Consider the following 14,634-nt stretch of genomic DNA (forward strand, 5'->3'; position numbering starts at 1 on the left):
GAGGGTCCGGGCGCAGCCTCGTGCATCCAACTCCGCGAGTCGCTTCGCGCCGTACCCTCACCCCAACCCCTCTCCCGGTGGGAGAGGGGCTAAAGCACACCGCGGCCGTTCCCTTCTCCCTTCGAGAAGAGAAGGTGCCCCGAAGGAGCGGATGAGGGTACGGGCGCAGCCTCGGCGAACTGTCGGAGCCGTCTCGTATCGCCGAGTGGCGGCCAGGCCGCTGCAGCCTGAAACCGGCTGAAGAAAACCTCGTTTCGCACCCCTCGGCGGCGGACTGACCGCGGCCTTCCGCTGCCGGCCAACGGCTGCATTCTGCGCAGTTGCGCTTGTGCACGGCGGAACACGGCCCTCGCCCTCGGGCCAGCGGCAAGCCTTCTCCGCCATCACCCCAATGCGCGTCAAACCCTTGGCGCAACAGCGAATGCCGCGCCGGCCCAATGTCAACGCATGGCAAGTGCCGTGCCGAGAATTTGGCGGAATGTCTTGTTTTGATTGAAATTTATCGAAATATTAACAATTAAGTTGTAAATCCGAGATCTCCATCCCTGGTCGTGCCGTTTTTAGTCAAAAACTTGACGTACTCAAGATACGGGGTTAACACTCCAGACAGTTCCGCATTTCGTCTTGGTTCATCAAGGCAGACGGGCAGCGACAGGCGCCAGCCTGTCGCGCTGCGAGTCAGGGATGCGGCGCATATACCGACAGGGGGTCGGCCGGCTGGAATGCCGGGCGAGGGTGGCTTTTTGACCAAAAACCAGCCTATTGAGGAGCAGTACTCGATGAATCGGATTTATCGCAAGGTCTGGAACAAGGCGTTGGGGATGTGGACCGTGGCCTCGGAACTGGCCAGCGGCGATTCCCGCGGCCAGCTCGTTCGCGAAGGCAGGGCTGGGCGCGCGCAGGGCCTAGCCTTGTCGGCCGCGATCGCCATGGCGCTGGGCGCCGGCGGATCCGTGCTGCCCTCTGCCGCACAGGCGCAGGCGCTGCAGATCGGCGACGGCGCCAGCGCCAGCGGCGACTACGCCACCGCGGTCGGTGCCGAAAGCAACGCCAGCGGCGAACAGAGCACCGCCACCGGCGCGGCCAGCAACGCCAGCGGCGACGGCAGCGTGGCCAGCGGCGCGCTCAGCGAAGCGAACGGCCTGGAATCCACTGCCCTCGGCTACTACAGCACCGCCAGCGGCATCGGCGCGACCGCGCTCGGCGCCGAAAGCGTCGCCAACGGCACCGCCACCGCGGCGGTCGGCCTGGGCGCCACCGCCGATGCCGACTTCGCGACCGCGGTCGGCGGCTTCGCCACCGCGACCGGCTACAACAGTACCGCGCTCGGCAATGCCGCCGTGGCGCAGGGCGAGAACAGCGTGGCGCTGGGCGCCGATGCGCTCGCCGATCGCGACAACAGCGTGTCGGTCGGCAAGGCCGGCGGCGAACGCCAGATCACCAACGTCGCCGCCGGCAGCGAAGCCACCGATGCGGTCAACGTGGCCCAGCTCGACGCGGTGAAGCAGACCGCCGACACCACCGCCAAGTATTTCCAGTCCAGCGGCAGCGACGACAGCGATGCCGGCGCCTACGTGGAAGGCGACAACGCACTGGCCGCCGGCGAAGCCGCCAATGCGATCGGCAACGGCAGCAGCGCGCTGGGCAGCGGCGCCACCAGCGTGGGCGGCAATGCCACCGCGGTGGGCAGCAACGCGACCGCGACGGGCGCTTCGGCGACCGCGGTCGGCGGTGCGCTGTCGATCGTCGACGAGAACGGCGAGGTGCTGCTGGAAGGCACCACCAGCGCCGCGGCGCAGGGCGCCAGCGCGTTCGGCGCCGGCGCGCAGGGCAACGGTGCGTTCTCCACCGCGCTCGGTACCGCCGCGCGCGCCGACGGCGTGCAGAGCACAGCCACCGGTTTCTCCGCCGAGGCCGGCGGCCTCGCCAGCACCGCGAACGGCGGCTTCAGCCAGGCCGGCGGCGATTTCGCCTCCGCGTTCGGTTACGGCGCCAATGCCAGCGGCGGCAGCGCCGTGGCGGTGGGCGAGTCGAGCCTGGCCAGCGGCGAATCCAGCACCGCGGTCGGCGGCAGCGTGCTCGGCTTTTTCGCCACCGAAGCGCAGGGCGAAGGCGGTTCGGCGTTCGGCGCCGGCGCCTGGGCCAACGGCGCGTTCTCCACCTCGATCGGCTGGCTGAGTTCGGCCGACGGCGACTCCAGCACCGCGCTCGGCGGCGCCTCCTGGGCGCAGGCCGAGGACTCCACCGCGCTGGGCTACGGCGCCAAGGCCGCGGCCGCCGGCAGCGTCGCGCTGGGCCAGGGCTCCACTGCCGATCGCGCCGACACGGTCTCGGTCGGCAGCGCCGGCAACGAGCGCCAGATCGCCAACGTCGCCGCCGGTACCGAGGGCACCGATGCGGTGAACCTGGACCAGCTCGACGCGGTCGCCAACGTCGCCGACACCACCGCGCGCCTGTTCTCCGCCAACGGCGAAGGCAGCGCGCTGGCGCAGGGCGAAGAGGCCACCGCTTCCGGTTCCAACGCGCTGGCCGACGGCGACTATGCCACCGCGCTGGGCTCCAGCAGCTTCGCCGGCGGCAGCGCGGCGTCCGCGATCGGCAGCGGCGCGGTGGCCAACGGCCAGAACGCCAGCGCACTCGGCGCCAACGCCACCGCCGACGGCGAGTCGGCGACCGCGATCGGCGGCGTCGCCACCGTGTACGAGTACGACGAGAACGGCTTCATCGTCGGCAGCCGCGAGCAGACCACGCAGGCGCTGGGCACCGCGTCCACGGCGGTCGGCGGCGGCGCGCAGGCGCTGGATCCGCTGAGCACCGCGGTCGGCACCGGCAGTTCCGCCAGCGGCGTGCAGAGCACCGCGCTGGGCTACCACGCGCAGACCTTCCAGGACGGCGCCACCGCGGTCGGCGGCCTGTCCGAAGTGTCCGGCGCGCTGGGCACGGCAGTGGGCTACGGCTCGCGCGCCGCGGGCGACTACGCCACCGCGACCGGCATCGGCGCGCGGGCGACCGCGACCAGTACCGTGGCGATGGGCATGAATGCCCTGGCCAGCGGCACCGACAGCGTCGCCATCGGCGGCGTCAGTACCGCCGCCGAAAGTGCCGGCAACAGCGTCGGCATTGCCGCGGCGACCGGCGTCGGCGGCGTCGCCCTGGGCGCGGGCGCGCAGAGCCAGGGTGACTACGCGATCGCGCTGGGCTACAACGCCAACGTGTTCCCGAACCTGGAGAACGGTACCGCCGACTCGGTGGCGATCGGCCACAGCGCCGGTTCGTTCGCGCCGCACACCGTCTCGCTCGGTGCCCATGCGCTGTCCGCGGGCGAGGGCGGAGTGGCGATCGGCCAGGCGTCCACCGCGTGGACCGCCAACAGCGTGGCCCTCGGCGCCGATGCGGTGACCTCGATGTTCCACGACAGCAGCACCGCGATCGGCGCCAACAGCGCGGCCAACGGCACCGACGCGACCGCGATCGGCTACGGCGCGCGGGTCAGCAGCTGGCTCGAGGACGCGCAGAACCGTTCCGCATCCAGCGCGGTCGCGCTCGGCGCGTATTCCTACGCGGACCGCGACAACAGCGTCTCGGTCGGCGACGTGGCCAGCGGCCTGACCCGGCAGATCACCAGCGTGGCCGCCGGTACCGAGGCCACCGACGCGGTCAACGTCGCGCAGCTGCAGGCGGCGGGCAAGTACCTGCAGGCCAGCGCCGGCAACAGCGACGCCGGCGCCTATGTCGAAGGCGACGATGCGCTGGCCGCGGGCGAGGCGGCCAATGCCATCGGCAACGGCAGCACCGCGCTCGGCGGCGGTGCCGATGCGCTGAGCAGCGGCGCCACCGCGGTGGGCAGCGGCGCGGTCGCGGCGGGGCAGAACAGCGCCGCGTTCGGCACCAACGCGCAGGCCACCGGCCCGGCGGCGGTGGCCGTGGGCGGGGTGGCGGTCGACGAGAACGGCGACCCGCTGATCACCAACGGCGGCGTGGCGGTGGACACCGGCGCGACCAGCGCCGGCGTCGGCGGCACCGCGCTGGGCGCCAGCGCCGATGCCGGCGGCTTCGCCGCCTCGGCGGTGGGCGTGGGCGCTTACGCCAGCGGCGCGCAGGCCTCGGCCTTCGGCGCGGTGGCCAATGCCACCGGCGACTACGCCACCGCGGTCGGCACGCAGAGCGCGGCGACCGGCGCCAGCAGCGTCGCCGTCGGCGGCCCGGCCGACCTGATTCCGGGCCTGGGCCTGTTCGTGCAGACCCAGGCCAGCGGCGAGAGCGCGGCGGCGTTCGGCGCCGGCGCGATCGCCTCGGGCGACTACAGCCTCGCCAGCGGCAGCCTCAGCGAGGCCTCCGGCCTGGAAAGCACCGCGCTGGGCTACTTCGCCTATGCGCCGGGCGCGTTCGCCACGGCGCTCGGCGCCGAGTCCTGGGCCAGCGGCGCCAACAGCACCGCGATCGGCTACTACAGCACCGCGCTCGCCGCCGACAGCGTGGCGCTGGGTTCCAACTCGGTCGCGCGCCGCGCCAACACGGTGTCGGTCGGCGATGTGGGCAGCGAACGGCAGATCGCCAACGTCGCCGCCGGCAGCCAGGCCACCGACGCGGTCAACGTGGCGCAGCTGGACGCGGTGAAGCAGACCGCCGAGACCACCGCCAAATTCTTCACCAGCAGCGGCAGCGGTACGGTCGGCGCCTACGCCGATGGCGAGGGCGCGGTCGCGGCAGGCGATGCGGCCAACGCCTACGGCAACGGTGCGGCCGCGTACGGCAGCGGCGCCGCCGCGATCGGCAACGACGCGGTCGCGCTCGGCAACGGCAGCACCGCCGGCGGTACCGGCAGCACCGCGATCGGCGGCCAGGGCCAGGCCTTCGACCAGTACAACCAGCCGATCACCGATGCCGACGGCAACGCGCAACTGATCGGCGCCAACGCCGGCGAGAACGCCACCGCCATCGGCGCCGGCGCACAGGCCACCGGTGCGCTGGCGACCGCCACCGGCTACGGCGCGCAGGCCACCGGCGACCACAGCACCGCCGGCGGCTACAAGGCGCGTGCGACCGGCAGCTACAGCCTGGCGCAGGGCGACAACGCCTGGGCCAGCGGCGACGACGCCAGCGCCAGCGGCGCCTATGCCTGGGCCACCGCCGACGGCGCCTCGGCGTTCGGCGCCTCGGCGTGGGCGACGGGCACCAATGCCTCGGCCTTCGGCACCGGTGCGTGGGCCAGCGGCAGCGGCGCCACCTCGATCGGCTTCAACAGCTGGGCACCGGGCCTCAGCGCCACCGCGGTGGGCCGCGGCGCGTTCGGCTACGGCAACTACAGCGTGGCGATGGGCTTCCAGGCGCTGGGCAACCAGGTCAACACGATCGCCCTGGGCACCAACAGCCTGGCCGATGCGGAAAGCGCGGTGGCGATCGGCGCCGGCAGCGAGGCGACCGCCTCCAACGCCGTGGCGCTGGGGGCAGGCTCGGTGGCCGATCGCGCCTACAGCGTGTCGGTCGGCAGCGCCGGCAACGAGCGCCAGATCACCAACGTCGCCGCCGGCACCGAAGCCACCGACGCGGTCAACGTCGCCCAGCTCGATGCGGTCAAGCAGGCGGCGGAAACCACCAGCAAGTACTTCCAGGCCAGCGGCGGCGACGCCAGCGATGCCGGCGCCTATGTCGAAGGCGACAATGCGCTGGCCGCCGGCGAGGCGGCCAATGCGATCGGCGACGGCAGCACCGCGCTGGGCGGCGGCGCCAATGCGCTGGCGGCCGGGGCCACCGCGATCGGCTTCAACGCGGTGTCCAGCGGCAGCGATGCGGTCGCGCTCGGCAGCGACAGCCAGGCGCTGGGCCAGGACAGCATCGCCATCGGCAACGGTGCGCTGGCCAGCGAGATCGGCGCCAGCGCCAGCGGTGCCGGTGCGCAGGCCAGCGGTACCTACTCCACTGCCACCGGCAGCGAGGCGGTGGCGTCGGACAACCAGGCCACGGCCACCGGTTTCCGCAGCAGTGCCTCGAACATCGGCGCCACCGCGCTCGGCGGCTACAGCGAAGCCAGCGGCTACCTGTCCTCGGCGCTGGGCTATGGCGCGCTCGCCGCCGGCGACTACGGCACCGCGGTCGGCGTCGCCTCCACCGCCTCCGGCACCAGCAGCGTGGCGGTGGGCGAGTACAGCGTGGCATCCGGCGAGGAGAGCGTCGCGGTCGGCGGCACCTCGTTCTTCGGGCTGATTCCGGCCGAAGCCTCCGGTGCCAATTCGTCGGCGTTCGGTGCCGGCGCCGGCGCCACCGCCGACTTCAGCACCGCCATCGGCAGCCTGGCCTACGCCAGCGCCGCCGATTCCAGCGCCTTCGGCTACGGCGCCTATGCCTCCGCCAGCAACAGCGTGGCGCTGGGCGCGCTGTCCGAGGCCGATCGCGACAACACCGTGTCGGTGGGCAGCGTCGGCAGCGAGCGGCAGATCGCCAACGTCGCCGCCGGTACCGAAGACACCGATGCGGTCAACGTCGCGCAGCTGGATGCGGTCAAGCAGTCCGCCGATGCCACCGGCAAACAGTTCAAGGCCAACGGCGGCGCAGAGCCGGCCGACGACGTCGGCAGCTATGTCGAGGGCAACTACGCTACCGCCGCCGGCGAGGCGTCCAACGCCTTCGGCACCGGCGCCTCGGCGTTCGGCAGCGGCGCGCTGGCCGGCGCGCAGTACGCCACCGCGTCCGGCTACAACGCCACCGCCACCGGCGAGTCCAGCACCGCGATCGGCGGTTCGCTGTACTACACCGACGACGCCGGCAACGTGCTGCTCGACGGCACCACCACCGCCAGCGACGTCGGCGCCACCGCGCTCGGTGCGGGCGCGCAGGCCACCGCCGCGTTCAGCAGCGCCAGCGGCGCCGGCGCTACCGCTGCCGGCCTGCAGTCCACCGCCAACGGCTACAAGGCCGAAGCCACGACCGACTACAGCACCGCGGTCGGTGCGTTCAGCAGCGCCAGCGGCACTCGCACCAGCGCCTTCGGCTACGGCGCCGAGGCGGCGGGCGACTACGCCTCGGCACTCGGCTGGGGCAGCACCGCGTCCGGCGCGTACGCGTCGGCGCTGGGCTACAGCTCGCGCGCCACCGGCGAGGATGCGACCGCGCTCGGCGCGTCGGCCTGGGCCACCGCGGCGCAGACCACCGCGGTGGGTCAGTTCGCCTGGGCCACCGCGCAGGGCGGCACCGCGATCGGCCAGGATGCCTACGCCTACAGCGGCGTCAACGCCACCGCGCTGGGTACCAGCGCCTGGGCCAGCGGCAGCAACAGCGTCGCACTGGGCGCCGGTTCGCGCGCCAGCGAGGCCAACGTGGTGTCGGTGGGCGGCGGCAACGGCGTCAGCGCGCCGGCCACGCGTCGCATCACCAACGTCGGCGCGGCGATCAACGCCACCGATGCGGTGAACAAGACGCAGCTCGATGCGGTGGCGGCGGCCGCCGGCGAAACCAGCGCCAACTTCCAGAGCTCGGGCAGCGGCGTGGCCAGCGCCAGCGGCGTGAACAGCACCGCGGCCGGTGCCGGCGCCACGGCCAGCGGCCTGCGCAGCACCGCGCTGGGCGTGGACAGCCTCGCCAGCGGCGCCGGCGCGACTGCGTCGGGCGCCAGCAGTTCGGCCAGCGGCGCGCGCAGCACCGCCGTCGGCCTGCAGACCAATGCGATCGGCGAGAACGGCGTGGCGCTGGGCTACAACAGCTTCGTCCGCAACAGCGGCAGCAACGGCGTGGCGATCGGCGCCAATGCCGGCGTGTCGGCCGACAACGCGGTCGCGCTGGGCGCCGGTTCGCGCGTCTACGAGGCCGACACGGTGTCGCTGGGCAGCGGCAACGGCCGCGGCGGCCCGGCCACGCGGCGCATCGTCAATCTGACCGCGGGCAGCATCGCCGCCGGCAGCACCGAGGCGATCAACGGCAGCCAGCTGTACCAGTCGCTGAGCAACATGGCCACGTTCCTCGGCGGCGGCGCCGGACTCGGCGCGCAAGGCCTGTTCGTGGCGCCGACCTACGTGATCCAGGGCGCCAGCTACAGCAACGTCGGCGATGCGCTGGCGGCGCTGGACGGCAAGGTCAGCGAACTGGATGCGCGCAGTGGCGGTACCGCCAGCGTGGCACGCAATGCGCGTGTCGCCAGCGTGGCGTCGGTGGCCGAGCCGGAGTCGACCGTGGCCAGCGCGCAGGCGGTGTCCGAGTCGGCGACCGTGTCCGGCACCGCGTCCACCGCGCAGGTCGGCGAGACGGCCGTGGCCGATGCGGGGACGAGCGCGACGGCGGTCGGCACCGCGGCGCGCGCCAATGACGTCACCGGGACCGCGATCGGCGGCAGCGCCTATGCGCACGGCCCCAACGACACCGCGATCGGCAGCAACGCCAAGGTCAACGCCGACGGCAGCACCGCGGTGGGCGCCAACAGCCACATCGCCGCGGTGGCGACCAATGCGGTGGCGATGGGCGAGGGCGCCAGCGTCACTGCGGCCTCGGGCACCGCGCTCGGCCAGGGCGCCAGCGCCACGGCGCAGGGTGCGGTCGCGCTGGGCCAGGGCTCGGTCGCCGACCGCGCCAACACGGTGTCGGTGGGCAGCGCCGGCAACGAGCGCCAGGTCGCCAACGTTGCCGCCGGCACCCAGGCTACCGATGCGGTCAACAAGAGCCAGCTCGACAGCGGCGTCGCCACCGCCAAGTCGTACACCGACACGCGCTTCAACACGATGGCCGACAGCTTCGACGTGCTGCGCGGCGACGTCGATGCGCGGTTGCGCGACCAGGATCGCCGCATCGACCGGCAGGGCGCGATGAGCGCGGCGATGCTCAACATGGCCACCAGCGCGGCGGGCATCCGCACCCAGAACCGGGTCGGTGCCGGCGTCGGTTTCCAGAACGGCGAGTCGGCGCTGTCGGTGGGCTACCAGCGCGCCTTCAGCGAGCGCGCCACGCTGACCATCGGCGGCGCGTTCAGCGGCGACGACAGCTCGGTCGGCATCGGCGCCGGCTTCGGCTGGTGAGCCATCGCGGACGGCGGCGCGCGCCGCCGTCCGCCCACGCAATGGCCTGAGGGGGCAGACCTAAGGACCTTGGCTGGGCCGGCCAACGGATTCGGGAAAAAGGAGCTTTTTTTACGGCCGCAACAGTCGCCTGATCCACGAAACTTTGAAGAGGACGTCAACGTGATCGACAAGCAAAATCTCCGTATCAATGCCATCGCCGCCGCCATGCTGGCGATGTCGCTGGGGGCCTCGAGCGCATTCGCGGCCGGTGCCGCGTCGCTGCCGGTCAAGCAACCGGCCAAGGCCGCGCCGGCCGACGCGCAGACTTCCAGCCGCATCGTGGTGCGCTACAACACCGGCAGCGCCGCCGCCAGCGACCGCAGCGCCAAGCTGTCGGCGGTGCAGTCGGCCGTGACCCGCGCCAGCCTGGGCGGCAGCAACGGCATCTCGCGTGCCGCGGCCGCCAGCGTGCGCGCCGAATACGTGCGTACCCTGGGCGTGGGCGCCGACCTGATCCGCCTGTCGGGCAAGCTGAGCAAGGCCGACGTGGACAAGGTGGTGGCGGAAATCGCCGCCGACCCGGCGGTCAAGTACGCGCAGGTGGACGTCAAGCTGCAGCGCACCGAGCTGCCCAAGGCGACGCTGGAGCAGCCGCAGCTGGTGCCCAACGACCCGCTGTACGCGCAGTACCAGTGGCACCTGAGCAGCGCCACCGGCGGCATCAACTCGCCGGCCGCCTGGGACGTGTCCAAGGGCGATGGCGTGGTCGTCGCGGTGCTGGATACCGGCATCCTGCCGAACCATCCGGACGTGGCGGTGAACCTGCTGCAGGGCTACGACTTCATCTCCGATGCGGAGACCTCGCGGCGTCCGACCGACGCGCGCGTGCCGGGCGCGCTGGACTACGGCGACTGGGTCGAGAACGACAACGAGTGCTATGCGGGCTCGCTCGCCGAGGACAGCTCCTGGCACGGCAGCCATGTCGCCGGCACCGTCGCCGAGGCCACCAACAACGGTGTCGGCATGGCCGGCGTCGCGCCGAACGCCACGGTGCTGCCGGTGCGCGTGCTCGGCAAGTGCGGCGGCTACCTGTCCGACATCGCCGACGCGATCACCTGGGCCTCCGGCGGCACCGTCGCCGGCGTGCCGGCCAACGCCAATCCGGCCGAGGTCATCAACATGAGCCTGGGCGGCAGCGGCACCTGCGACACGCTGTACCAGGATGCGATCAACGGCGCGGTGGCGCGCGGCACCACGGTGGTGGTGGCAGCCGGCAACAGCGCCGGCAATGCGGCCAACTTCCGTCCGGCCAGCTGCGCCAACGTGATCGCGGTCGGCGCGACGCGCATCACCGGCGGCATCGCCTACTACTCCAACTATGGCGCGGCGGTGGACCTGTCCGGTCCGGGCGGCGGCGGCAGCGTCGACGGCAACCCGGGCGGCTTCGTCTGGCAGAACGGCTATACCGGTGCGACCACGCCGACCTCGGGCAACTACACCTACATGGGCATGGGCGGCACCTCGATGGCCTCGCCGCACGTGGCGGCGGTGGCGGCCCTGGTGCAGAGCGCGGTGATCGCCGCCGGCAACGCGCCGCTGACCCCGGCCGCGCTGGAAACCTTGCTCAAGCAGACCGCGCGTCCGTTCCCGGTGTCGATCCCGACCAGCACTCCGATCGGTACCGGCATCGTCGATGCCAAGGCGGCGCTGGACAAGGCGCTGGAAGTGCCGTGCGACCCGCAGACCGAAGAGTGCGCGCCGCCGGCGACTGCGCTGACCAACAAGGTGGCGGTGGCCGGGTTGACCGGTGCGGCAGGCAACGAAGTGCTGTACAGCTTCGAGGCCGAGGCCGGTGCGGTGCTGAGCTTCCTCACCTACGGCGGCAGCGGCAACGTGTCGCTGTACGTGAGCTTCGACAAGGAGCCCAGCACCACCAGCTACGACGCCAAGTCGGCGCGTCCGGGCAACAACGAGACGGTGCGCTTCACCGCGCCGCAGGCCGGCACCTACTACGTCAAGCTGGTCGGCACCTCGAGCTACAGCGGCGTCAGCCTGGTCGCGCGCCAGTAAGCGTGCGCTGGACGGCGCCGGCAACGGCGCCGGAGTGACCCAGGAAACCCGGCTCCGGCCGGGTTTCCTGCGTTTTGGAGCTGAGAACCTCGAGCGCGCCGGTCGCTGCCGTTGCCGGCGCAACGGCCGCTGCGCAAGCGTGCGCCACTGTCCGTTGCGCTTGTGCGCTGCAACGCCGGTGCCGCGCGCGGCGTGCACACCGCGCCGCAACGCGCCGCAACGCGCCGCAACGCGCCGCAACGCGCCGCAACGCGCCGCAACGCGCGATGCTGCGCGCCGCGTATGTCACGCCAATGACGGCGTGCCGCGCCGCCACGGCGTCGTAGACAGTGCGGCGGGCCGATGCGGCGCGGGCGGGCGGCAGGTCGCGCCGAACTGCTAAAGTCGCCGCACACTCTGGAGGGATTGTGTGAACGCGCTCGTCAAGGACACTGCTGCCGCTGTCGATACGCCCGAGGCGCGCATCGTCGATGCGTTGCTGGCCAAGGGCCGGCTCAAGGAGGGCGACCTGCTGCGCGCGCGCCAGTTGCAGCGCGAATCCGGCGGCGGCCTGCTGTCGCTGCTGGCGCGGCTGGGGCTGGTCTCCGAACGCGACCATGCCGAGGTCAGCGCCGAAGTGCTGGGCCTGCCGCTGCTCGACGCCAAGCAATTGCCGGCCACCGCGCCGGAGCACCTGCCCGAGGCGCAGCCGCTGTCGCTGCGCTTCCTCAAGCAATTCCACGTGTGCCCGCTGGGCGAGCGCGACGGCGTGCTGGAACTGTGGATGTCCGACCCGCACGAGGCCTATGCCGCCGATGCGGTGCGCCTGGCCACCGGTTTCCAGGTGCTGCCGCGGGTCGGCCTGCGCTCGGAGATCGACGACCTGATCGAGCGCTGGTTCGGCCAGGGCCGCAGCGCGATGGGCGCGATCGTGGAGACCGCCGACGGCGACAGCACGGCGGCCGACGACATCGAGCACCTGCGCGACTTGGCCTCGGAAGCGCCGGTGATCCGGCTGGTGAACCTGGTGATCCAGCGCGCGGTGGAACTGCGCGCCTCGGACATCCACATCGAACCGTTCGAGAACCGGCTGAAGGTGCGCTACCGCGTCGACGGCGTGCTGATCGACGGCGAAAGCCCGCCGGCCAACCTGACCGCGGCGGTGATCAGCCGGGTCAAGATCATGGCCAAGCTCAACATCGCCGAACGCCGCCTGCCGCAGGACGGACGCATCATGCTGCGCGTGCAGGGCAAGGAACTGGACCTGCGCGTGAGCACCGTGCCCACCGCGCACGGCGAGAGCGTGGTGATGCGCCTGCTCGACCGCGAGACGGTGGTGTTCGACTTCCACCGGCTCGGCTTCACCGACGCGTTCCTGCCGCAGTTCCGCAAGGTGCTGGAGCAGCCGCACGGGATCCTGCTGGTCACCGGCCCCACCGGCTCGGGCAAGACCACCACGCTGTACACCGCGCTGAGCCAGCTCAATACCGCCGACGTCAAGATCATCACCGTCGAGGATCCGGTCGAATACCAGATCGAGGGCATCAACCAGATCCAGGCCAAGCCGCAGATCGGGCTGGATTTCTCGCACGCGCTGCGCAGCATCGTGCGCCAGGACCCGGACATCATCATGATCGGCGAAATGCGCGACCTGGAAACCGCGCGCATCGCGATCCAGTCGGCGCTGACCGGCCACCTGGTGCTGTCCACCCTGCATACCAACAACGCCGCCGGCGGCATCACCCGCCTGCTCGACATGGGCGTGGAGGACTATCTGCTGACCTCCACCATCAACGGCATCCTGGCGCAGCGCCTGGTGCGGCGGCTGGAGCCGACCCATGCCGAGCGCTATGCGGCCTCGCCGGAGGAGATCGAGAAGTTCGAACTGCGCCGGCTGCAGCCCGAGGGCGACATTTTCCTGTTCCGCCCGCGGCCCTCGGCGATCGCGCCGACCGGCTACCTGGGCCGCACCACGATCATGGAATTCCTGGTGATGAACGACGCGCTGCGCCGCGCGGTGATGCGCCACGCCGGCATGGGCGAGATCGAACAGCTGGCGCGCGAGGCAGGCATGCGCACGATGTACGAGGACGGCATCGGCAAGGCGCTCAGCGGCCAGACCACGATCGAGGAAGTGCTGCGCGTGACGGAGGAAACCTGATGCGCACCGTCCCCGGCGCGGCAGCGCGCAGCGGCGCAGTGGGGCTGCGGCGTTCGCGCCGGCACGCGCGCAGCCTGCTTTCCGACTCCCCATTCCCCATTCCCCATTCCCAGCCCTGATGCCCCTGTACCGCTACAAAGCGCTCAACCCGCACGGCGAGATCCTGGAAGGCCAGATGGAGGCCGCCAGCGACGCCGAGGTGGCGCTGCGCCTGCAGGAGCAGGGGCATATGCCGATGGAGGCCAAGCTCGCGGCGCAGGGCGGCGGCACCTCGCTGCGCGGCCTGTTCCGGCCCAAGCCGTTCGACGGCGCGGCGCTGGTGCAGTTCACCCAGCAACTGGCGACCCTGCTCGGCGCCGGCCAGCCGCTGGACCGCGCGCTGACGATCCTGCTCGAACTGCCCGAGGACGAGCGCTCCAAGCGCACCGTCGGCGATATCCGCGATGCGGTGCGCGGCGGCGCGCCGCTGTCCACCGCGCTGGAGCGGCAGCATGGGTTGTTCTCGCGCCTGTACATCAACATGGTCCGCGCCGGCGAGGCCGGCGGCAGCCTGCACGACACGCTGCAGCGCCTGGCCGAATACCTGGAGCGCAGCCGCGAGCTGAAGGGGCGGGTGATCAACGCGCTGATCTATCCGGCGATCCTGGTCAGCGTGGTCGGCTGCGCGCTGCTGTTCCTGCTCGGCTACGTGGTGCCGCAGTTCGCGCTGATGTACGAGAGCCTGGACGTGCAGCTGCCGTGGTTCACCCAGGCGGTGCTGAGCGTGGGCCTGTTCGTGCGCGACTGGTGGATCCTGTTGCTGGTGGTGCCCGGGCTGGCGCTGCTGGCGGTGGACCGCAAGCGCCGCGATCCGGTGTTCCGCGCCAGCTTCGACGCCTGGCTGCTCAAGCAGCGCTTCATCGGCGTGCTGATCGCGCGGCTGGAAACCGCGCGGCTGACCCGCACCCTGGGCACGCTGCTGCGCAACGGCGTGCCGCTGCTGGCCGCGCTGGGCATTTCGCGCAATGTGCTGTCGAACCTGGCGCTGACCGCCGACGTCGGCGCCGCGGCCGACGACGTCAAGAACGGCCACGGCCTGTCGGCGTCGCTGTCCAAGGGCAAGCGCTTCCCGCGGCTGGCGCTGCAGATGATCCAGGTCGGCGAGGAATCCGGCGCGCTGGACACGATGCTGCTGAAGACCGCCGATACCTTCGAACAGGAAACCGCGCAGGCGATCGACCGCCTGCTCGCCGCGCTGGTGCCATTGATCACCCTGGTCCTGGCCTCGGTGGTCGGGCTGGTGATCATTTCCGTCCTCGTCCCCCTGTACGACCTCACCAATGCGATTGGGTGAGGCGCCACGCTCATGCGCCATGGCGCATGTGGCGCCGAACGCCCGGCCACGGATGGCCGGGCCGGTGGTTCCGGCGCACGTGGCGCCGCGCCAGGGATGGCGGCGTGAAC

At 71.9% G+C, this 14,634-nt stretch carries 4 protein-coding genes; all 4 read left to right on the forward strand.

Going from position 1 to position 14,634, the window contains the following annotated elements; translation table 11 throughout:
• Positions 1-779: 779 nt before the first annotated feature.
• Positions 780-8,999, forward strand: coding sequence for an ESPR-type extended signal peptide-containing protein (locus tag JR064_RS14385; protein WP_206230171.1), 8,220 nt, complete (start codon positions 780-782; stop codon positions 8,997-8,999).
• A 162-nt stretch (positions 9,000-9,161) separates the two neighbouring features.
• A complete protein-coding gene (locus tag JR064_RS14390; RefSeq protein WP_191825446.1) occupies positions 9,162-11,051 on the forward strand; it encodes a S8 family peptidase in 1,890 nt (629 codons plus the stop codon).
• A gap of 409 nt (positions 11,052-11,460) precedes the next feature.
• Positions 11,461-13,191 carry a type II secretion system ATPase GspE gene (gspE, locus tag JR064_RS14395; RefSeq protein WP_179568525.1) on the forward strand — a complete coding sequence of 577 codons (1,731 nt, stop codon included), beginning with the start codon at positions 11,461-11,463 and terminating at the stop codon, positions 13,189-13,191.
• Positions 13,192-13,309: 118 nt separating this feature from the next.
• Entirely contained in the window at positions 13,310-14,524 is a 1,215-nt protein-coding gene (gene xpsF, locus JR064_RS14400) for a type II secretion system protein XpsF (protein ID WP_179568523.1), read from the forward strand.
• Positions 14,525-14,634 lie beyond the last annotated feature (110 nt).

This window comes from Xanthomonas bonasiae (assembly GCF_017163705.1).
Lineage (GTDB): Bacteria > Pseudomonadota > Gammaproteobacteria > Xanthomonadales > Xanthomonadaceae > Xanthomonas_A > Xanthomonas_A bonasiae.

Excerpts from the sequence above, each read along its gene's own strand:
- JR064_RS14385 (WP_206230171.1), top strand. The coding sequence starts at position 780 with ATGAATCGGATTTATCGCAAGGTCTGGAACAAGGCGTTGGGGATGTGG.
- xpsF (WP_179568523.1), top strand. The coding sequence starts at position 13,310 with ATGCCCCTGTACCGCTACAAAGCGCTCAACCCGCACGGCGAGATCCTG.